This window comes from Ruegeria sp. AN11 (assembly GCF_056536005.1).
This window is the reverse complement of sequence record NZ_JBQFJD010000002.1, coordinates 714,665-735,846: the sequence shown is the minus strand read 5'-3', so window position 1 is coordinate 735,846 and position 21,182 is coordinate 714,665. Positions and strand designations below refer to the sequence as shown.

22 protein-coding genes are annotated in these 21,182 nt (G+C 52.7%); 16 read left to right on the top strand and 6 right to left on the bottom strand.

Going from position 1 to position 21,182, the window contains the following annotated elements; all coding sequences use genetic code 11:
- Positions 1-157 precede the first annotated feature (157 nt).
- Entirely contained in the window at positions 158-1,102 is a 945-nt protein-coding gene (locus ACR3EQ_RS23205; protein ID WP_480492277.1) for a helix-turn-helix domain-containing protein, read from the top strand.
- Positions 1,103-1,622: 520 nt separating this feature from the next.
- Here the strand turns inward: ACR3EQ_RS23205 and ACR3EQ_RS23200 are convergent.
- Positions 1,623-1,856 (bottom strand): hypothetical protein, encoded by a 234-nt coding sequence (locus ACR3EQ_RS23200; protein WP_480492275.1) that lies wholly within the window; start codon positions 1,854-1,856, stop codon positions 1,623-1,625.
- Positions 1,857-1,991: 135 nt separating this feature from the next.
- Between ACR3EQ_RS23200 and ACR3EQ_RS23195 the strand changes: the two genes are divergently transcribed.
- From ACR3EQ_RS23195 to ACR3EQ_RS23150, 10 genes are all read left to right on the top strand, one after another.
- Positions 1,992-2,744: a Crp/Fnr family transcriptional regulator gene (locus tag ACR3EQ_RS23195; RefSeq protein ID WP_480492274.1), complete on the top strand. Its 753-nt coding sequence runs from the start codon at positions 1,992-1,994 to the stop codon at positions 2,742-2,744.
- Positions 2,745-3,190: 446 nt separating this feature from the next.
- The gene (locus ACR3EQ_RS23190) at positions 3,191-3,499 is read left to right on the top strand and encodes a hypothetical protein (protein ID WP_170336653.1); all 309 of its coding nucleotides are present in this window, start codon (positions 3,191-3,193) and stop codon (positions 3,497-3,499) included.
- 3 nt (positions 3,500-3,502) lie between these two features.
- Positions 3,503-3,856: a hypothetical protein gene (locus tag ACR3EQ_RS23185; RefSeq protein ID WP_480492272.1), complete on the top strand. Its 354-nt coding sequence runs from the start codon at positions 3,503-3,505 to the stop codon at positions 3,854-3,856.
- Complete coding sequence (locus tag ACR3EQ_RS23180; protein ID WP_480492414.1) at positions 3,846-4,700, top strand: hypothetical protein; 855 nt, start codon at positions 3,846-3,848, stop codon at positions 4,698-4,700. The genes ACR3EQ_RS23185 and ACR3EQ_RS23180 overlap by 11 nt, the downstream gene beginning before the upstream one ends.
- A 92-nt stretch (positions 4,701-4,792) precedes the next feature.
- The gene (locus ACR3EQ_RS23175) at positions 4,793-5,992 is read left to right on the top strand and encodes an N-acetyltransferase DgcN family protein (RefSeq protein WP_480492270.1); all 1,200 of its coding nucleotides are present in this window, start codon (positions 4,793-4,795) and stop codon (positions 5,990-5,992) included.
- Positions 5,989-7,110, top strand: coding sequence for an alanine/ornithine racemase family PLP-dependent enzyme (locus ACR3EQ_RS23170; RefSeq protein WP_480492269.1), 1,122 nt, complete (start codon positions 5,989-5,991; stop codon positions 7,108-7,110). The genes ACR3EQ_RS23175 and ACR3EQ_RS23170 overlap by 4 nt, the downstream gene beginning before the upstream one ends.
- 378 nt (positions 7,111-7,488) lie before the next feature.
- Positions 7,489-8,061 (top strand): hypothetical protein, encoded by a 573-nt coding sequence (locus ACR3EQ_RS23165; protein WP_171212929.1) that lies wholly within the window; start codon positions 7,489-7,491, stop codon positions 8,059-8,061.
- Between the two features lie 617 nt (positions 8,062-8,678).
- Complete coding sequence (locus tag ACR3EQ_RS23160; protein ID WP_480492412.1) at positions 8,679-9,218, top strand: tyrosine-type recombinase/integrase; 540 nt, start codon at positions 8,679-8,681, stop codon at positions 9,216-9,218.
- Positions 9,219-10,865: 1,647 nt separating this feature from the next.
- The gene (locus ACR3EQ_RS23155; RefSeq protein WP_480492267.1) at positions 10,866-11,462 is read left to right on the top strand and encodes a hypothetical protein; all 597 of its coding nucleotides are present in this window, start codon (positions 10,866-10,868) and stop codon (positions 11,460-11,462) included.
- A gap of 167 nt (positions 11,463-11,629) precedes the next feature.
- Positions 11,630-11,878 carry a ParB N-terminal domain-containing protein gene (locus ACR3EQ_RS23150; RefSeq protein WP_480492265.1) on the top strand — a complete coding sequence of 83 codons (249 nt, stop codon included), beginning with the start codon at positions 11,630-11,632 and terminating at the stop codon, positions 11,876-11,878.
- Here ACR3EQ_RS23150 and ACR3EQ_RS23145 read toward each other — a convergent pair.
- From ACR3EQ_RS23145 to ACR3EQ_RS23135, 3 genes are all read right to left on the bottom strand, one after another.
- A complete protein-coding gene (locus ACR3EQ_RS23145; RefSeq protein WP_480492263.1) occupies positions 11,870-12,883 on the bottom strand; it encodes a fatty acid desaturase in 1,014 nt (337 codons plus the stop codon). The genes ACR3EQ_RS23150 and ACR3EQ_RS23145 overlap by 9 nt on opposite strands.
- Before the next feature lie 72 nt (positions 12,884-12,955).
- Complete coding sequence (locus tag ACR3EQ_RS23140) at positions 12,956-13,162, bottom strand: cold-shock protein (protein ID WP_170430361.1); 207 nt, start codon at positions 13,160-13,162, stop codon at positions 12,956-12,958.
- Between the two features lie 503 nt (positions 13,163-13,665).
- On the bottom strand, positions 13,666-14,055 hold the full coding sequence (locus tag ACR3EQ_RS23135; RefSeq protein WP_480492262.1) for a MerR family transcriptional regulator: 390 nt from the start codon (positions 14,053-14,055) through the stop codon (positions 13,666-13,668).
- A 98-nt stretch (positions 14,056-14,153) separates the two neighbouring features.
- Here ACR3EQ_RS23135 and ACR3EQ_RS23130 point away from each other — a divergent pair, with 98 nt between their 5' ends.
- The 4 genes from ACR3EQ_RS23130 (at position 14,154) to ACR3EQ_RS23115 (ending at position 16,617) form a co-directional block, all read left to right on the top strand.
- Positions 14,154-14,477 (top strand): hypothetical protein, encoded by a 324-nt coding sequence (locus ACR3EQ_RS23130; RefSeq protein ID WP_480492260.1) that lies wholly within the window; start codon positions 14,154-14,156, stop codon positions 14,475-14,477.
- Between the two features lie 4 nt (positions 14,478-14,481).
- Positions 14,482-14,700, top strand: a complete 219-nt coding sequence (locus ACR3EQ_RS23125; RefSeq protein ID WP_237217120.1) for a GDCCVxC domain-containing (seleno)protein — start codon at positions 14,482-14,484, stop codon at positions 14,698-14,700.
- Between the two features lie 395 nt (positions 14,701-15,095).
- On the top strand, positions 15,096-15,365 hold the full coding sequence (locus tag ACR3EQ_RS23120; RefSeq protein WP_480442119.1) for an HlyU family transcriptional regulator: 270 nt from the start codon (positions 15,096-15,098) through the stop codon (positions 15,363-15,365).
- A 304-nt stretch (positions 15,366-15,669) separates the two neighbouring features.
- Positions 15,670-16,617 carry a DMT family transporter gene (locus tag ACR3EQ_RS23115; protein WP_480441988.1) on the top strand — a complete coding sequence of 316 codons (948 nt, stop codon included), beginning with the start codon at positions 15,670-15,672 and terminating at the stop codon, positions 16,615-16,617.
- Between the two features lie 177 nt (positions 16,618-16,794).
- On the opposite strand, the gene ACR3EQ_RS23110 is transcribed toward ACR3EQ_RS23115, so the two are convergent.
- Positions 16,795-17,211 (bottom strand): hypothetical protein, encoded by a 417-nt coding sequence (locus ACR3EQ_RS23110; RefSeq protein WP_170609804.1) that lies wholly within the window; start codon positions 17,209-17,211, stop codon positions 16,795-16,797.
- A gap of 166 nt (positions 17,212-17,377) precedes the next feature.
- Between ACR3EQ_RS23110 and ACR3EQ_RS23105 the strand changes: the two genes are divergently transcribed.
- Positions 17,378-19,012: a winged helix-turn-helix domain-containing protein gene (locus tag ACR3EQ_RS23105; RefSeq protein WP_170609806.1), complete on the top strand. Its 1,635-nt coding sequence runs from the start codon at positions 17,378-17,380 to the stop codon at positions 19,010-19,012.
- 50 nt (positions 19,013-19,062) lie between these two features.
- On the opposite strand, the gene ACR3EQ_RS23100 is transcribed toward ACR3EQ_RS23105, so the two are convergent.
- Positions 19,063-20,976 carry an adenylate/guanylate cyclase domain-containing protein gene (locus tag ACR3EQ_RS23100; protein ID WP_480492258.1) on the bottom strand — a complete coding sequence of 638 codons (1,914 nt, stop codon included), beginning with the start codon at positions 20,974-20,976 and terminating at the stop codon, positions 19,063-19,065.
- Positions 20,977-21,182: the final 206 nt, after the last annotated feature.

The window sequence follows — 21,182 nt, the reverse complement described above, 5'->3', positions numbered from 1 at the left end:
AGGCACTCCGAGGACATTGACAGGTTTTCTGTGTTCGAGATCGATAGTGTAACCTGAGTTTGTGACTGGCTATCCGAATCGTGCAAACTATTATGAATAATTGAATTTCAATGTGCTGCTGCCAGAGCCGGTCGCAGTAAGGGTTAACTGAGGCGCTATGTTACTGTCCAAGAAAATACGTTCAGTGGATCACCTGCCTGATTACACTGGCGTCCAACTCGAAGCGCTCGCTCTCTCTCCACAGGGTCCGAAGCTGAATTGGCGCGTGGCCCAACACAATGGTTTTAGCCTTTTTTGCGAGGAATATTTTTCGCGTATTCGTTTCCAAGAAGTTCAACACGGCGACACAGTCTTCCTCGGTTTAGTCTTGCCCAACGGCGAACCGGTTCGATTTCAGGGAACTCTATATGAGGATCCGTTTCTTGTGTTCTGGCAAGGGCAAAAGCCAACAGAGTATGACTACGTGGCCGAAGCTGGCACTCAGATATACCTGCTGGAAGTTCCGTGGCTACAGGTCGAGAAGCGTGGATGGGCAACATTTGAAACACCCATCCGCATTACTAGATCTGGCCGTCTGAATGCTTTTGTTCAGCGCATTGAAATGTGTCTTTGCCACAAACAAACTACCGTGGATGCGGAAGATGCTTGGATGTTGAATGACGTTCTCGAGAACCTCGAAAACTTGGCAGGTGAATTTCTTTACTGTGCCGAACCACAAATGCCCGCAGAAAAAGCGAGCCATAGTCAGTGGAAGATCGTTTTGGCGGCAGAAGAGTTTTTTTCAAAAAACCCGGCTGGCACAAAACTAACGGTTCAAGAACTGTGTCGCGAACTCGGGGTATCCAGGCGTTCACTCTTTCTGGCCTTTGAAAAACAGCTTGGTGTTGGCCCAAGCAAGTTCCAATCGATCGTCCAACTGCATCGACTAAGGTCGCTTCTGAAGGAAAGCACCTATGAGAAAGGTGTCGTTTCGAAGCTCATCGGCGAGGCAGGTTTTAGTCACCTAGGCCGGACATCAGTTGCCTACCACCAATTCTTCGGCGAAACCCCTATAGAAACCGCGACCCGACCAAAAATTGGTTCAGGTGCAGGAGCTTCTTAAGACGAAAGTCCACTTTGGGCTCGGTGCGGTCGTTCGTCGAATTGTGGTGAGTAACCGCACTGCGGACAAACCGGACTTGTGCGATTGCGGCAATTGCTGACGCAGCATTGATTTGCTGTCGCAGCACATTCATCGCTGCGTTGCAGCTGTTGTCTCCAGACCGGTCATTCAAAGCTATGATGATGCGATACTATCAAACTCTAGTTTCGCGGCACATAGGATCAGCAGCTTAGACGCCGAACAAAGCCAACGTTTGCGTTGTCGCTGGCAGTGCAGCAGGACAGGCCATGCGGGCCTTCAGCCAGTAAGCAAATTCTCGTTATGGCTCATGCAGGTGGCGAGGAAGAGGGAGTATGTCGCGGTCGTGGAATTTTTCATAAAGTCGAGATATTGCAGAGATTGGAACTTTGGTTCCTGCTTCGTGTTTGAATTGATCAGGAACGAGGCACCAATAGTGCTTCTATTTGTTGTTATGCTTTTTTGACGAGCGTAATCTTGTTTTTCTGACAGGAAATTAACGTTACTGCCGAACGCGATAGCCGGAAGCAATGATCTTGTTTATCAGAACTGCGGCGGCCTGGTGCATGTCCTTTTCATCGTTATTGCCGACCGCAGTTTCGTGGGCAGCAGCTGCGTCACGCAGAACTCCCACAATCTCATGTTCGGGCAGGAGCTCACGATCTTTAATTGCAAGCAAAAGCGCTTCGCAGATTGAGAGTGCGGCCATTCCTGAGTGGTCTTGCCGGTCAGCCATGGTAGACGTCCTCTTTTAACAGGCGTTCAAGCAAGGAAGCGCCACGATGAATTGCATCATACTGGCATAGATTGCTGTATACTTAACTGATCGAAAGCAGTCTTGGCGTCGGATAGTTTCGCGGACTGCTCATCGATGAAGGAAGAACACTTGCGCACTATCAAAAATAGTCCACTCACCCGAAAGCTTTCAAACTTCGTCGCTCTGACTGAGGTTGAACTTGCGGTATTGGCACGCATGCACAAGCGTCGCAGAACCTTTGAAGCCGGACGTGACCTTGTGCATCAAGGGCAATCAGAGCAGGCGGCCTACATTCTGGCATCGGGCTGGGTTTGTTCCTACAAAACCCAGACTGACGGGTCGCGTCAGATCGTCGATTTCCAAATACCGGGTGACTTTCTGGGCTTGCGAAGCGTTCTGCTGCACACCTCGGATCACAGCATAGAACCAATCATGGAAATCCAAGCCATTGAAGTAGTAGTGGATGATCTCCTGGAAGCATTTGCGCAAACTCCCCGGCTGGCGACAGCAATTCTTTGGGCGGTATCTCGAGATGAAGCGATGGTGGTTGAGCACCTGGTCAACATAGGACGGCGAGATGCGGGTGAGCGCATGGCGCATTTTCTTTTGGAACTTGGTGTTAGGCTGACTCAGGTCGGGATGGCAAACAAGACGGGATACACTTGCCCCCTGACACAATACCACCTTGCCGATGCGCTGGGACTGAGTGCCGTGCATGTTAATCGTGTCCTACGGCAACTGCGGGAGAAGGGGCTGGTTACTTTTCAATCCGGGCAAGTGGCATTTGATGATTATGACGGACTGGTGACGTTGGCCGGTTTTGACTCCACTTATCTGGATCAGGCCGGGCCACTGTTGAAGCAATAGGTTCACCCCTTCAGAGATGCCGGGATTTTGATGATAGTTGCCTGGTTGAAGACGGAAGTCGCTTCGGCAGATTTGGGATTTCACTGAAAAAGAAGCGCAAGATAAATACAGTCCGATTGCGGTACTGGATTTCCTGCGCTTCTCAAATACTCGTTAAGAACACGCCAGCAAATATCCCGCCAACACACATCACGTTGCCGGAATCCAAACATCGTTGCACTGACGCAGGTTAGTCAATTTTTGGCAGTACCTGATCCTCGGGCACCAAATGCATTTGAGATTCCAATAAAATCTCAGGTCATTGGCCGCAGACTAACATCGATCAGCGCGCGTCTGCCATTTGCACATTATTCTAAATTACAACGCCAGTACTACCGCGGCGCTTACGAGCGTGTACCGCGGCAGACTGCGCGGGGAAGATCCAACAAACTATATGGAGGACCAAGGTGAGCACGAGATCGTCCAGTTCTTTGGTGACGTTTTCAAATCCGTTCTCTTTGTCCGGCTACCCGGATGAACTTCCTGCAGGCGAGTATGAAGTAGTTGTTGAAGAAGAACTACTACAGGGCCTGAGTTTCGAAGCATATCGCAGAACCGGAACCTACCTGACAGTTCAGGGCAAAGGCAGCAAGCCAGGCCGCACGGAAATGCGCCCAATTGACCCAGAGGATTTTGAACTGGCGCTCAAGCACGACCAGACCTTGGCCACATCTAACAATGACAGCGATGCGGCGCTTTCCCCGCAGGAGGAATAGATTATGAACACGCCCGAATGGCTTAAACCCGGAATCTACGGTGCCCTGATCGGAGGGATTTTTGTCGGCGTCGTTGGATTTTCTTGGGGTGGATGGATGACCGGCAGTAACGCGGACAAGATGGCCAACGCCATGTCCCGCGACAATGTAATCGCTGCATTGGTTCCGGTCTGCGTCGACATGGCGAGAACTGACGCCCAACGCGCCGAAAAAATAACGACGATCAAAGAGGCTTCTTCTTTCAAGCAGAAGGATGCCGTCATGGCGGCTGGCTGGGCAACGGTGCCGGGATCTCAAACTCCTAATAAAGATCTAGCACAGGCCTGCATCGAGGGGCTGAACCTTGATGGATCGTAATTCAACAACTCAACTCTCGGACGACGCCGTTTGCACTAGGACAAAACGAAAAAATCAGCACTGTTTTTGCTCTCACTTCATGATTGCGTTGATTGTTGCCGTTTTCAGCTGCTTGGCGGGCTCCTTTATCTCATCAAGTCCCGCATCGGCCGGAACAAATTCGATGCCGGATAACGCGCATCCCAAAAAGTATGGCGACGGTTGGGAATGCGATTTGTCCTATCGGTTGGAAGGCGAAGAATGCGTGGCCATTGTCGTGCCGGGAAATGCCTACCCCACAAACAGAACCTATGGTTCAGGGTGGGCATGTATGCATGGCTTTGTTGAAGTTGGCGGCACCTCATGCACTGAAGTGATTGTGCCTGAGGGTGGATATCTCGATCCATCAGGTGAGAGGTGGCGATGCCTGCGAGGGTACATAAGAGTAGACGATAGCTGCCAGAAAATTGTCGTGCCGGATAATGCTTACCTGACGAACAGCACTTATGGATCTGCATGGCGTTGCAACCGTGGCTACGAAATCGACGGAGAAGCATGCGTGGCAGTAGCAGTGCCGGAAAACGCTTTTCTGAACGCATCAACCAGCGGGCGTCCCTGGGCGTGCGAGCGTGGGTATTTTGAGCGCGACGGACGGTGCGATGCCGTCTTTGTGCCTGAAAATGCTTTCTACGATGACGCGATCCATGGAGTTGGATGGAAATGCGAACGTGGCTACGAGGCGTCCGGTGATCGCTGCAATGCAATCGAGCTACCGGCAAATGCCCATATCGACCGATCCGGCAATGGGTGGCAATGCCACAAAAACTATCATCGATCAGAAGGGCTGTGTGTTCTGAACCAGTGAGAATTCAGACAGAAAGCCCACTTTCCCAAACTTCACAATTTTTGCCCGTCCTTACCAAGGACGCGCGTTTCACGCTCTAAAAAGGAACAAATATGAAACCCGCACCCATTGCGTCGGATGCCAAGCAGTTCATTGCCAGCGATGCGCAAAAGCTGGCGCCTGAACAAGCAGTTTTTCCAGAGCTTCACCGCAAGACACTCGTGACAGATACACCGACTGCAATTGTGTATTGCGAAGGAAATTTCGCAAAGATCGATGGCAAGACGGCTAATGGTCTCGTTCGACATTCACAGGCCTATCGCGTTCTTTCGGTGATCGACAGCACGTATGGCGGTTGTGACAGTGGCAAAGTGCTTGATAATATCGCAAATCAGGTTCCCATCTTCGATGATCTTGATGCCGCCGTCGCTAATGAAGCTACGATCCCCGACACTTTTATTTACGGAATGGCGCCGGCCAGCGGCAGAATGTCCCTTGAGGATCGCGAAGTTGTTGTGGATGCGATAACGCTCGGAATGAACATCGTCAGTGGGCTGCATGAATTTCTTAGCGATGACAAGGAGCTCGCCGGATTTGCCAAAATTCACGATGTCACGATACGCGACATTCGCAAGCCGCGGCCAAATCCCGACCTGCGCCTGTTAGATGGCAGTATTGGAGACGTCCAGGCGATCCGCATCGCGGTGTTCGGCACCGATTGTGCAATTGGAAAGCGTACGACCGCGACAATCCTGACAAACGCACTTAACACGCATGGGATCAAAACAGTTTTAGTTGGCACCGGCCAGACAGGTTTGATGCAGGGCGCCAAGTATGGCGTTGCGATGGATTCGGTGCCGCCGCAATTTTGTTGTGGCGAACTTGAGCGTGCTGTTGTTGCAGCATCTGAAGGTGAGCGCCCCGATGTCATAGTGATCGAGGGCCAGGGCGCGCTAAGCCATCCGGCCTTTTGCACATCAGCCTTCATTCTGCGAGGCAGTCAACCACATGCAGTTATTCTTCAACACGCGCCTAAACGAAAACGTCGATGTGATTTCCCCAACATGACTATGCCCGACCCTTGCGATGAAATCACCCTGATCGAGGCTTTTGCAAACACAGAGGTAATTGGCATGACGATCAACCATGAAGGAATGAATGATATTGAGATTTCAAAGGCCATCACAGACTATAACCGCAAATTGTATCTCCCGGTCACTGACGCATTGAACCGTCCTCCAAAAAACTTGGTGAATATTGTTCTATCTGCCTTTCCGCGCTTGCAACCCGTACGTGCTACGACGATTGAATGAGCAAGCTGCGTATTGACGTTGATCTGGACAAAATTCGGTACAACACACGGTTCCTGGTCGACCACCTTAGACCCCGCGGAATTACGGTGACAGGTGTGACAAAAGCCGTTTGCGGTCATCCTGAGATTGCGAATGCTATGCTTGAAGGTGGCGCGACAGGGCTGGCGGACGCGCGGATCAGCAATATCATGCGTATGCGCGATGCTGGGATCTCGTGCTCCATATCCTTGATCCGAACGCCCATGCTGAGCCAGGTCGCGCAAGTTGTTGATAACTGCAATGTCAGCTTCAACACAGAGATGGACATTATCGCAAGCCTGGCCATGGGTGCGCTGGGAAAGAACATTACTCACAATATTATCCTGATGGTGGAAATGGGGGATATGCGGGAAGGCATCTTGCCTGAACACATTGAAAGCACTGTGTCTCAAATTCTTAGAATGGAAGGGATTTCTCTGAAGGGGATTGGTGCAAATTTTGCCTGTCTGAGTCATGTGGCACCCTCTGCAGGAGCAATGGAATTGCTTTCGTCGCTTGCCGTCGGCACCGAACTTGCAAATGGACCCGCTCTGGAAACAGTGTCAGGCGGCGGCTCAGCCAGTTTGCCATGGGCGCTTGGCAAGGGGGCGACTGGAAAAATCAACAACCTGCGTCTGGGTGAGGCCATCCTGCTGGGTACCGACCCCGTTTCGGGGTACGCGATCGACGGGCTTTACACAGATGTTTTCACGCTTTGGGCGGAAGTGATCGAAACGAAGACCAAATCAAATCCAAATCCCTTGCAATTGAATTATCCTATACCTTCAATGCAGTGTGTGACTTTAGACAGTCCTTCGAATACTCGGTCGATCCTTGCGATCGGACTCCAGGACACTGATGCGGCGGGTCTAATATTCCCTGCTGGCGTCACGTTCGTCGGAGCCACCAGTGATCATATCGTTGTTGAAAACACCAATTTTCTGCTTCGCCCTGGTGGCGAGGTGAAGCTGAAATTGAACTATTGCGCGCTCTCGCGCTGCATGGCTGCGCCCGATGTAGCAAAGGTCTTCCATGGTGATAGCGCTTTGGTTGACTGCAACGCAGCAAACACTGATCGCCCATACTCGAATCGAAGGTAGCGCGCCAAGGTGCCGCCGCCTCGGTTCTGCTTCAGCCATCCGTCATATTCTACGGCTTTACGTAGTAAATGAGGCACCCAATCCCTATATTGGACGTAGCCGCATTCACTTTTCACACCCCATCTGGGCTCGTGGGTGTTGCGGACAATCAAAGGATCAAAATGATGTCTTTCAAAGACCTGACGACCAGAGCGGCTGCCGCGCTAAAGGAAAACGATGCGAGCGTACCGAAAAAAGAAGTTACGTCTGAAGCGCCTGACGTCGTCCCCGAAAAATCAAAGCCTAAACCTCAAAACTGATAATACCCTGCCGGGAGTGGGTGGCTTGTTCTTGTCTGCATCTCCGAGCGAGCAGTATCAGCAAAGGAGAACTACCCAAATGAACCAGATAATCAGCAAGACAATCGCAGTCTTTTCCAGGCCGTTTACTTTCCCTGGCTTCGACGAATTACTCCCGGCAGGCGAATACGACATAGAAACTGAGCTTTCCGCACCACCAGATTATTTGGATCCAGAAGCCTGGAAAGCATCAGTGCTAATCTTTCTGCTTCCACGGAAATCTCACCCCGGTCTGGCGCGAACCTTGACCGTTTCTCTTACTGATTTGGAGAGAGCCCGCGCAAAGGATAAATTGTCTTCAAAGCAGTTGTCGCAGTTCTTGCTCGACCAACTTTTGGCCGATCCCATGGTGCAATTGATTATGGAAGCGGATGGTGTGTCTGAGACTCAACTTCGGCACCTCTACTCGGAGTCGCTCATTTCTGAGGCAGACGACGGATCATCAGATCAACGAGCCATACCACGAGGATGCGCAAGCGGTTCTCGGTATGCTTTCGCTGTCCAAGCTGCTGAGAACGAAGGAATGCCAGTTCGTCCTATTAAAACCCCTCGGATTACAGGCCGTCCCATCGGACAGTCTGAACCAGGCAGCTCCTTCAATCTCAAGGCTTAGGGCTCGGAACTTTCTTTTCCAGTCGCTGTATAAACCAAAACAGAAATCGAGGCTAAGAACTGATGGAAGACTTCGACAACGACGCAGATACGATCATGGCTCGCGCCCACAATGACGTGCCGCAAGAACGCCCGTGTCTTCGTTGCAGAACGCCATTCTGGAGCGAAGGGTTCGGAGAACGGATTTGTCGACGCTGCAAGGGGTTGAGCGCGTGGCGAAATGGCGTATCAGTAAGCCCCGGGTTAGCTCGGCGTCGCTGATAACCTGACGCCGGTCTTACCAGCTTTTCTGATCATATCTCATTTTATCTTATTGGTGCTGACCCGGGCCTTTTAACGTGGAACCCGATCGGTAATCGGTGCTGAAGACGAAGCGTACGCGCGGTTTGGACTCGAACCGTTCTTATGCGTAGTGATATGGGCTCAAGCCGCCTAATGCACACACTTAAACCATGCCAGTATTCATAATCGGACAGCAGGCATTCACGCCGCTTGTACTATTCGGTGGTCAGCGCGGTGCTGTTGCTTGGGTGCGGAGGGTGGATCGGAGTGCAAAATATGCCAAGAGTCCAACTACCTGCAGTCACCCCAAAACCCTGAGCTTGGAACAAGGGGCGGATCATCGGTCAGAAACGACCGCTACTCCCAAAACAGGTCTGGGCGATCCGTGCCCGGCTCGAACTTTCTGGAAATCTGCGTGATCTCACAATGTTCAACGTCGCGATTGATAGCAAGCTACGCGGCTGCGATCTGGTCAAACTCGCTGTGACCGATCTTGTCAAAGACGATCGCGTCCGTGAGCGTGTTTCGGTGATCCAGAGCAAAACCAAGCGATCTGTTCAATTCGAACTGACGGAAAACACGCGAGAAACTGTATTGGTATGGGTAAAATCACCGGAAATGTTTGCTAGCCGGTTCATGTTTCCAAGCCGATTCCATGATCGACCACACATCTCGACGCGCCAGTATGGCAGGCTGGTTCGAGACTGGGTGACCGCAATCGGATTGGAACCGAGCGGATATGGCACGCATTCGCTTCGCCGAACCAAAGTAGCTGAGATCTACCGCAAGACAGGAAATCTCCGCGCGGTCCAACTTCTGCTTGGGCACACAAAGGTCGATAGCACCGTGCGATACCTGGGCGTTGAATTGGAATAGACATCTGAGACAGTTTGGCGAGCGGCGCTGTCGGTCGCCAATCCATAGTGGTTCTAGTTCTTTTACGCAGGAGTGGGACGCAGCGTGCCCTGAGCGGAAGTGTCAAAATCTTGTTGCGTACGCTCGCAGCACAGTTTTCTCGGCTCAGGCGCAATTTACAGGGTGCGGGACCGAGCGGCCATTTGATCACGCCGCGAGTACTTGTGCAGAAGCGGCGCGAAAATCGCTGCGTTGCAGCCAATGTCATCAGGCCAGTCATTCATAGTCACGGGGAAGCCTTGATCACATACTCCTCTTTCGCCGCACTCAGGCCAGACAATTTCTTTCGGTAGTTCACCAAGGATCTTGGTCACCGGCAGTTTCAAAAACTACCTGCCCTGGCGGTACTTGCATTGCGACGAGGGAAACTTCCTTGACTCTATTCTGGCTAAGGACCACAAAAGTGCATTGGTGAAAATTACTCGTCGCCGCGATGCTGCCGGCTTCGATGATCCAATGGCCTTCAGACTAACTGTAGCATGTGCCCCAGCATAGGAACGGGTTTCGCTGGGGTCTTCGCTATGAGCTCGTTCCTCACATGCATTCGCAACTGTCACCTGACATGCGCCAGCCATCGCGTGACCCATGAAAGAAGGCGCCGTATGAACAACACATGGCTCATAAATTGCGTGCTTGATGCCCGATAGATCAGGTCTCAGGCTCCGTTTCAATCAGTCATTCATCCTGTTTGCGCGCTGCATTCTTTGTTTGATCCCGACAATCTTGGTGTTGTTCTCAGGGACGCAGCTTCCTGCCCAAGTCGCAGGCAATGCCGATGGATCGATTTGTGACGAAGGTTTCGAAAACAAGAACGGATCGTGCCAAAGAATAGACTTACCGGAAAACGCATATTTGACGGGTAGCTTCTTTGGCAGCGGCTGGGAATGCAATCATGGTTTTCAGATTGTCGGAGAACTCTGCGAGGAAATAAGAGTTCCAGAAAATGCCTATCTTGCATCAACCGGAGATCGGTGGGAGTGCAACCGGTTGTTCCAGCGTATCGGGGACGAGTGTGAAGAGGTGATTTCACCTCAAAATGGGTACGTCGAAACCCGGTTTGGTGTGCAGGAATTACACTGCAACTGGGGATTTCGTAAGGAGAACCAGGATTGTGTTGCAATAGAAGTTCCAAAAAACGGTCGTCTGAGCGACAAAAGAAGCTCGGATGGGTGGGTATGCCTCAGAGGCTACAGGGCAGCGGAGAGCGGCTGTGAGCCTGTGGCCGTTCCACTGCATGCATACCTTGCACCTGAAACCTATTCCGGATGGAAGTGCGAACGTGGTTTTCGCGCAAACCGGGACAGGTGCGTTGCGATCCTTGTCCCTTCAAATGCTCATTTGAATCGAAGAGGTGATGGTTGGGAATGCAATCGGCCATTCACACGACAGAACGATACGTGCACCGAAAATGTGCCGCGACAATAGGTTGGTGGAAATCAATATCGCCCGACATATCCGGAAGGACCAAGCCGTGAACCATAACTCGATTGACGAAAATCTGGGCAAAAGGCTCAAAGCCGAAAAGGTTCATCGCAGGTCCTACAGGGTTAAGATGTTTATCGCGTTAGCGGTTTTTGTTGCGGCGATAGTTGTAGTGGTGTTTCTCTGATGCGTAAAAATGCCCCTCAAGTAACCCTTCCCGGTTCAAAGATGTCAGCTCGTGGTCTGGAACAAAGAGCATTTCAGGACCGCAGTGTTCGTAAGTCGCGGAACGCTGACGTATCAGGAGTGATTGAAGTAGAATTTGGAAAGTACTTGATTAAGGCTGGCATTCTGAGCGGTAACAGCGTTGCGCGCGCATTCCCCAAGCCACCAGCTAAAACACAGGCAATGATTGCTGATGCAGTCGGCGAAACACCAGCATTGGCCATTGAAGCCTTAAAAGAAATTCTCGAAGAACGAGACAGGAAACGTAGCGGTCAACGCCGTTTGGAGGGAAACTCCGGCACCTTCGTTCCCAGTGAAAGAGAATATGCAGAGGCATTGCGCCAGATCAGGTTCTCCCCTGCGCAGCTCACAATGCTCAAAGCACTTACAATCGCGGGCAAGGACGGTCTGACTATTGGTCACTTGTCACAGGCAGCCGGTTACAAATCGCGCGAGGCGTCCATCAAGGTCTTCAAGAAAATCGGACTATTGATCGCTGAATATCTGGAACTCCAACTTCCCGAAGCCGGATCGATGCAGAATGATGGCGCCGCGTAAGTTCTGGCATTTTCTCACGTCGAAAATGACGATGAGCCAGCCACTTGGATCATGCATCGGGAACTGCGCGATGCTGTTCGTTCGGTTCTATGACGCACGTTCCAGCGCCTGCCTTTGAAGCGAACTCTGGACCGGAACAAATGCATGAAAGGTTGCCCTCGTAGCTTATGCTGGAGAAAAAACCATACCCGCTCGACCTGATCTATGTACCTGTGAAACGTGCAAAAACACTTGATCAGCAAAAAGTCCTGTCGCTGGCCGAAGATATCCTGAAGAACGGCCAGAAGACCCCGATTCAAGTACGAGCGGACAACAAGAGGTTCGTGCTGATTGAAGGCCTTCACCGACTAGAGGCCATTCGCGCCCTCGGAGGAGACACTGTCGAAGCCTACTTGGTGCGTGCCAGGCTACACTAAACTCTTGTTGGGATTGGCGTTCGACAAAGCCTCGGAAAATGTCAGCAAGCGCTGACTTTCTTCATCCCAAAGATGCAATCGTGCACAGTGAAAGCTCTCATATAGAGTAATACGCTGGCAATTTTCCAACTCGGAATGGTCACGCAAAACTTCGTCTAGCCGATAAAAAGGTATGCGGCTGGCAAGGTGGTGAACATGGTGCACACCAATATTGGCAGAGAACCACCGCAAGATGCCTGGCAGGGCATAGTGAGAACTTCCATAGAATGCGGCGTTCTGAAGATTCCACACCTCTTCCCGCTCCCAGGTCGTGTGTTCAAACTGGTGTTGAATATAGAATAGCCAAATACCAATCGACGCGGCGACAATCATGGTTGGCAGGAATACATAAACCAGTACATCCAGGCCTCCGGTCCAAAAAATAGCAGCCAGGACCACCGCAATCGCGGCGTTTGTTCCCATTGCACTTGCCCAATACAGCCAGCCTGACCGCATGAAACCAAAAGGCAAGCGATTTTGAAGAAAGAACGTGTAGACCGGTACGATACAGAACAGGAAGAAGGGGTTCCGGATCAACCTGTAAGCGGCACGACCGGCCCACTTTCGCTTCAGGTATTCCTCTACGGTCAACGTAGGGATGTCGCCCATACCACGCCGATCAAGGTTGCCGGTTGAGGCGTGGTGAATCGCATGGCTTTGCCGCCAGACGTCATAAGGTGTGAGGGCGAGAACACCCAAGACCCGACCTGTCCAATTGCAAACGGTACGGTTTCTAAAGAATGATCCGTGACCACAATCATGCATGATGATGAAGAGACGCACCAGAAATGCGGCGTTCAGGATGGCCAGTAGAACAGTGACCCAGATACTAAGGGATAGCGCAAACCACGCTGCGCCCCATAGCGCGAAAAAGGGGATGACAGTGATTGTCAGTTCAAAAACGCTACGCTTCGTATCGGGCACACGGTATTGCGCGAGCGCCCGGGTCAATTCCCGCTGTTGCAACTGACTTTTTCTCCAAGGGCTTTTAGCAGCCCATTGTGCAAACGGGCACCCCATAAGGGTGCCCGTAAAAGGTCAGGCCAGTGCCAGATTGGCGGCGCTGTCGCGTCCGTCACGGCCAGCTTCGACGTCGAAGGTAACCTTCTGGCCGTCCTTCAATTCGCTGATGCCGGAACGTTCAAGTGCTGAGATATGCACGAACACATCGCGCTTACCGTCTTCAGGCTCGATGAAGCCAAAACCTTTGGTCGAGTTGAACCATTTTACTGTGCCATTTGCCATGGTGGAAGTCTCCTAATACATGTCGCCCGCATGATTGCGGCGACTCGGCGTGGTCGGTCTGAATCGAAAGACTGAACGCCGAATTGAGGAGACAGCAGGTCGAAAAAGAAAAACGTAAGCCTAGTGTATATGGACTTCGAGTACGCACGATACAAGCCTTGATACAATGGAAAGCAACAGAATATCTGAGTCTGCCTAGCCCAATTTGGGACAAAGATAAGCAGAACCATTGCTCTGCGTTTCGGAAATCAGAGGTCGACTTCTGATAAAACTTGCCGACTGCGTATGTAGCAAATTGATTGCTCAGGCACGGCAGGTAGGGCTCACTGTCCGAAATCGCCGCGTGCTTCAAGAACACCGCGGCGACGCACAAATGTTCATTGATTGATTGAAACATTGCTAAATCAACGAGTTGACCTCTCTAACGAACGGTAGATTCTGCGTGGCCCGAATCTTGGGTCATGCTGCGTTGGCATAGGGCGACTGCGAGCCTCAAAATGCCATTAGTAGGTCCGTATCTGCGCAAGCATCGGGCAAGAAACGTTCCCGATGTTACAGTTGGCCGTAAGTTCATTCAGGGCGGCCTCCAATCGCTTAAGTTCGATTATCTTCATACGCACATTGGAGATATGAAGCTCGGCCAGTTCCTTAACGGATTGGCAATCCTCGCTATCACCTTCGGACAGGTTGAGAAGCACCTTTGCATCGGCAAGCGAAAAACCCAAGTCTCGGCACTTCCTTAGAAAACAAAGCCGTCCCACATCGTGCGCAGAGTACATGCGTCGATTATTCGATGCCCTTTCTGGTTTCGGCACGATCCCTTCGCGTTCGTAATAGCGGATAGTTTCAATTCCGACACCGCTTTGCCGGGATGCCTCCCCAATCGCAAACATGTGAGATTTCCTGTCTTGATCCTGTAGTGGCTACAGAAGTTAAACGAGAGGTTGTTGTCTCTACAACTCCGCGCGACGTAGTCCATCAGGGAAACAGAATGCAGAAGTACCTTAGCCTCAGCTATTTGGGATCGCTATCAGCGCTTGGCGTCGCGACTTTCTGCGTTTTGCCCATGACGATGATGTTACTGGGGCTGGGTGGCAGTTGGTTGGCAATCTTTGGGAAGGTTGCCGCAGCGAGTTACTATGTGCTGACGATGTCAACGGCGCTCGTCGTGATATCATGGATGGTATCTTATCGGCGCGGTTCCTTGCCGACGTTGAAATGGCGGCTTGCAGGAACGACTCTAATCACCGGCGTGGCTTGGGTCGTTGTGTTTAACGAGGCACGGATTAACGATTACCTGATCATGCAGATGTGAGACTATGACAAAACAAACTGTGGTCCTAGAAAGCACCCTGATTTGCCCGAAGTGCGGCCACAGCGAAACCGAGCAAATGCCAACGGATGCTTGCCAGTGGTTCTATGAATGCAAGTCGTGCAAAACAGTTTTGAAGCCGTTGGAAGGCGACTGTTGTGTTTACTGTTCATATGCCACGGTCCCGTGTCCACCAATTCAGCTAGGCGATAGCTGTTGCGGATGAAGTGAAGGACGGTTTTGTTGAGCGAACTGTGAGCTGCCGCCGCGAGCATCGCTGCTACTTGCATGAATGACAGTTTTTCCGCTGCTTGGCCGCACAAGGTATTCGGCAGTTGCAGTGTCGTTACTGCTGCAAGCGCATGCAGCAATAAAATCCAGGGTACAGGTTGGGCTCGGTGCAGTCGTTGGCGATGGTCTGTTTGAACGGCGGTTTTGGGCCCTCCGTGCAAGGGAGAGTGATGCGGGGGAATGGGCTTTTGCCAAGGATCTGGACGTACTAGGCCACGCAAGGAGCGTACCGTCGGATCGAAGACCGGTGTTCTGATAGCATGACATGCTTCACGCCTGTCCTAAGCGGCGCTAGTCTCCGGTCATGGCAACGCTGAAAGGAGCCGCCCAATGTCCCTCTTCTCTAAACTCTTCGGTGGTGGCGAAAAATCGGAGCCGGAGCCGGTCTATTTCAGAGGGTTCGAAATCTTTCCGGACCTGATGCACGAAGGTGGCAAATACCGTCTTTTGGCCCGTATAGAAAAGACCATCGATGGAGATCGCAAGACCCATACAGTGATCCGGGCGGATGTCTTTGAAACCCGGGATCAGGGCGAAAGCTTCAGTATCGCAAAGGCGAAACAGGTGATTGACGAGCAGGGCGAACGCATTTTCGATTAAGTAAACAGATAGCCCAATGTAAGCGATGCAATCGACAGGTGTCCCGCAAAGTAGACATCCGTTCCGATTGGGCGAACGACCGCAATGCGGACGAAACTGCCGATAAGTCAGTTTGTTGGGATGTGTGATGACGGCCCTTAGCTGCCCCTTGGCCCGGCCACCTGATGTGGCTGTGCGGCCCTTCAGAGGAGACTTTCGCCACGAGCGCTATATCCAATTCAACCCGAACTCGTGGATTGTGGGACTTTTGTCTGTGGTCGTATTGAGAACAGACACGCATTTGGCGACATCTCTAAATGAAACGATGACCTCTGCTGAACCCATACCTCAATCTCCAGATCGCACCCTTGTCGGCGTTGCGCTGATGCTAGGGTTTTGCCTAACCGCTCCTTTGCTGGACGTGTCTGCGAAACTCGCGTCGACCAGTGTGCCGGTTGGGCAGATTACGGCTGCTCGGTTTGTGGTGCAATGCGCGCTAATGGCGCCTTTCATCTGGATAATGGGGCTGTCGTTGCGCGTGGCGAAAGGTCAGGTGATGGTGCTGGTTTTCCGCTCATTGCTGCTGGTGTTCGCAACATTTTGCTTCATTGCCGCAATCCGGGTGATGCCCCTTGCCGATGCGCTGGCAATCGTGTTCGTTGCCCCTTTCATCGTCTTGTTGGTCGGCAAGTTCTATCTTGGTGAAGACGTCGGCCCGCGTCGCGTAGGCGCGGCGCTTGTGGGGTTTGTCGGGGTGTTGTTCGTCATACAGCCCAGTTTCGCAGCTTTCGGCGCGGTTGCCATTATTCCGCTTGGCACGGCAGTTGCCTTCGCTTTCTACATTCTTTTGACCCGGGGGTTGTCGCGTCGGGTGCACCCTGTGACCCTGCAATTCCACACCGGCCTGATCGCCAGCCTGTTTTGCATTCCAGCTCTAATTGTTGCGCAAGGTTCCGGCTCTGATTTGTTTGATCCCGTTTGGCCGACAGACATCGCGTTGTTGTGGCTTTTGGGCGCTGGCTTTTTCGCGACGGTGAGCCACATGATGATGACCTATGCGCTGTCTTTTGCGCCTTCTGTCACGCTGGCGCCGCTGCAGTATTTTGAGCTGCCGGTGGCGACCTTGTTCGGCTATCTTGTCTTCAACGACTTCCCGAACGCGCTTAGTCTGCTTGGCATTGCGATCATCATCGGTGCGGGGCTGTATATGATACATCGCGAAAGGGTCGCGGCCAGACAGTTGGTCACCGTGCGAGCCGTACCTCCAATCTAAGGCTACACGCCCGGTCCTTAGCGGACACCGGAAGTGTTCGACCTATGACTAACCATTTCCGCTCAAGTCGGACATTCACCGCGCATGGAGAACAGGGCAGCTGATTTCGTGCCTGCCATTTCTCCTCAGCCAGAAAAAATGGCAGGTCCAGTGTCAGAACCAGTTTGAAACCGAAACTCAGAGACCGGTAGACGGTTCAAAGCTGTGCAGCTCGAATGTTCTCTTTCCGTCGGCACTGAACTTATGCACCGTGTCCCCGACACGTAGAACTGTCATACAGCGATAGCGCCCCTTGTCGGCTGCCATGGAAACGCAAACCTTATCTGTATCGGTGATGGCAAATGCGCCGGCACCGTTCCATCCACCGTTCGTAAGTTCTCCGCTCACGATATTGTTGGGGTCATAGAAAAAGCGAAATCTCTTCTCTCCAGAGGTGGCTGTGACAGTATTTCCGATCAGAAGCTCTGCGATCTGATCGGCATTGAGGCGCTCGGCACCGTTATCCAACGCCGCCTCAAGATCCGTTTCAGCCAATGCAGTGCTCCCCGCCAGAGCGACCGCAGCCGCGATGCAAAGTTTTTTCAGTTGGGCCATATCCAATCTCCTTATTTTTTTGAGTAATGCTACGGAACGCTAACCCCCGGAAACGTTACGCCGGGCGAACGCGCCGGGCTTGATCGGAATCTGATTTTTTCTGACATTCATCTGACAATCCGCAAACTTCGTTGAGCCAAGGACATGGCGGAGTGTAGGTTTCAGTATGTACCGTTTTTTAGATTTCCAACTTGAGCCGACACAGGGATTGAACCGCTGTGGCGAACCGGTTGCTCTGGAACCTCAGGCCCTGCAATTGCTGGAGTTTCTCGTCAGGAACCGAGACAGGATCGTCAGCAAGCAAGAGATCATTGACGAGATTTGGGGCGGCTCGGCGATCACGGACGCGGCGCTGAACACGCGCATCCGGTCCGTTCGCAAGGCCTTGGGCGACACTGCGGCAAGCTCAGACTACATCAAAACCTTTCCAAAGCGCGGGTTCCAATTTGTGGCCCCGGTTGCATCGGATGAACCGCCTGAGCGCGTTGCCCAAGCGCCCAAACGCGGCGTTCTTGTTGCGGGTGTTCTGTTGGCTTTGGCAATTGCCATGCTGTCCTTTTCCATATTTGCCGACCGGCAGCGATTGCCGGACACCGGAAAACCCTCTTTGGCCGTTGTGCAGTTTGACAATATCGGGGACGAAAGAACTGGTCAGTATTTCGTCGATGGTCTCACCGACGACCTGATCGCGCATCTGTCGCGCAATCGGGAACTGTTCGTTGTGTCCAGCGCAACGATGTTCTCTTACGCGAAGGATCAGGTAACCCCGATAGAAATCGCGCGCGACCTTGGGGTTGGCTATGTTGTCCGCGGCAGCGTCCGAAGGGCCGACGGTCAGATGCGCATCAGCGGAGAACTTATTGATGTCGACAGCGCCGAAACCATCTGGGCCGAGGTTTTTGATCGTCAGGTAACGGATGTCTTTAATATTCAAGACGAGATCAGCCGGGCCATCGCCGGCCAGTTGTTGCCTGAGATATATCAGTCCGGCGAAGCACGGTCGCAGGAAAAACCGACCGAAGACATGGGTGCATGGGATCTGTATTTGCGCGGCCGGGCGCGGCAGGCAGTGTTTTCGCAAGAGGCCCAGCAGGACGCGGTGACGTTTGCACAGTCCGCCATCGCAGCTGATCCGAAATTCGCCGCAGCACACAGCCTGTTGGCCCGCGCGCTGGGAACGATATTCTTCTTTCAGTGGTCGGATACCCCTCAGGACACGTTGATTGCCGCGACTGAGGCGGCCAAGCGAGCAATTGAACTGGACGATCAGGACGCGCAGGCGCATGCGGCCCTCGGCTATATCTACCGCTTTACAGGAGAGGCCGATCCAGCCATCGCAAATCTCGAACGCGCTGTCGCGCTCAACCCCAACGACGCGCGTATCCGGCTGGAATTGGCGCATACTTATGACTGGTTTCGTATGCAGGACCGCGCCCTGCCCGAGATAGAGATGGCGATCCGGTTAAGCCCGCGCGATCCGCTTCTTCAAAACATGTACTTCTACCAGGGTCACATCTTGTTTCATCTTGAACGCTACGCAGAAGCGCTGGACGCAGCCCGGCAATTAGGCGCGGTGGCGACAAGCAATACTTGGCGGCTTTTTCACCACCTGTTGAGCGCGGCCACTCTTGCCGAGATGGGCAGACAAGACGATGCCCAAGAGGCTGTCAAAGATGCACTTGAAATCAACCCGAAACTATCAATCTCAGCGATGCGCAGGCAATTCGCAGGATCGAAAAACCACCCAGAAAACCGACGGATCTGGCTGGCAAGCTTGCAAAGAGCGGGCGTGCCCGAATAACAATCGGCGCCAGACTCTGCGCCACCCTATGCCTTAACATGCCGTGTTGGTTAGCCTGCACTATCCTCAAGTGGGGCAAACCGGCCCTCTGGCATTTCCACAGCTCTGTAGGCTTCCACGAAAGGCAGAATGTGTTCATCCGGGCGCGCAAAGCGGCGATACATCCAGACAATGTCACCAATCTTAATACCCGGACGAATTTTGTTTAGCCGATCCCGCGCTGCAATGGCCGCCTCGTGCGGACCCAGTTCAGCCAGAATCGCAACCTCGATAGAAACCGACCACCAAATGTCCGGCTGTGCCCCCTTGCGATAGGTGGTAAGCGCTGTTTCATAATCTCCATTCAGGAAATGATACTCAGCCAGTGACTGATACCAGTTTGGGTCCGCTGCATTTGGGTCAAGCGCAATTGCATTCTCAACAAGAGCGGCACCCAATTCCAGGCGCCCGGACCAAATGAACTCATAGCCGATCTGCCCTTGCAGATAACGATCTGTCCCCAATGCCAGCGCCGTTTCAGCAGACGAGAAGAACCCGTCAAGATCACGTTGAATCTGGAGCACAAGCGCCAGAAGGAAGTGAGCACGCGCAGAATATGGGTTCAGTGAAACCGCGTTCCGCGCCGCCTCTTCCGCGCGTCGGATTTTCTCATCCTGAGTCCCTGGATACAGCCCGGTAAAAAGCTTCACATCCGTTAGCAGAGCCTCGGCCAATTGCGCCCACCCGCGCCAATACTCGGGTTCGTCTTCGACAACCCGCAGGATACAGCCGCGGACGCGCTCTTGAATATCTCGTCTGTTTAGAAAACCAACGCGCAGCAGGGAACATTCATAAGACGAGAGATGATCCGGAGGTTTCGCGCGCGCATGACCTGCGTGAATGCGTTTGATTGCCCCGCCCGCGTCACCCACAGCCGAGGCCACTTTTTCGGTAATGTTCAGCTGAACGTCCAGAATATTTGAAGTCGTGAGGCTTTCGTCATACGCCCCCGACCAGACTTGAAGCCCCGAGGTAGTGTCTATCAATCGCGCTGTCACGCGCAGACGATCTGCAACCTGCCGGACAGAACCTTCCAGCGCATAGTCCGCGCCGAATTTCTGCCGGATACTGAGCGGGTCATTTTCGTCCGGTCCAACGGAATGGGTGGATTGGCGGGACAAAACATTGAGGTCCTGATAGTTCCCCAGTTCAACGATGATGTCTTCGCCTATGCCCACAGCCAATAAATCGTGGGCGTCTGTATTGCTAAGGTTTTGAAACGGCAAAACCGCAACGGTCGGACCTGTTGGCTCTGTTAACAGAGCAGCTTCATCAAAGGTCGGGGCGTCAAGCGGCTCGTGATCAAAGTCAATCCACCACGTGAACAAGCCTATAACGCCCAGACCAACCAACGCGGATGCGCTGGTCATCAATGGCAGCTTGTTTGATCGCCGTTTGGATGCGGGCGCTCTGTCGGACATGACCCGGAAAACTCGAACCGGTTCAGCGATGTTCTTCAGGTTTTTCAGTCCGAGATCCTCAAATCCGGCATCCACCTTGCCCATGGCCTGTTGGACGACACTCTCAGAAACCGCGATGCCGCCTGGGTCCGCCAGACCTTCAATGCGAGAGGCGACATTTACCCCGTCACCGTAAAGGTCCCCATCAGCGATCATGACATCACCGAGGTTTATCCCGATCCTAATTTGCAACCGCGACCCGTTGGCGATGGTTGGAGCAGCCTCAGCCATTGCCCGCTGGATCTCGACGCCACAGGTTACGGCATCGACAACCGAAGCGAATTCGACAAGAGCACCATCCCCCATCAACTTGACGAGCCGCCCGTGATGTCTGGCAATTGCGGGATCAAAAATCTCTGAACGCAGAGTTTTGAGGGCGGACAATACACCTGCCTCGTCGCTGCCCATCAACGACGAATACCCAACGACATCGGCAGCCATGATCGCGGCGAGTCGGCGCTGCATAGGACCCTCCTGTTCACAGTCTAACGGATGTCACGAAGTCCCGACAATGCGTGCCCTTCTGATAGTCCAACCAATTTGGCTGTCATGGCACAAACTGGATGTCCGCTTCCCCGCGACGAATCCTACTCTTTGCAGGTGCCGCGAAAGTCCGCTTCCCGCCCTGAGTGACGAATGCTGCGCTCATCATCTATGTCTGCTTTGGGTTC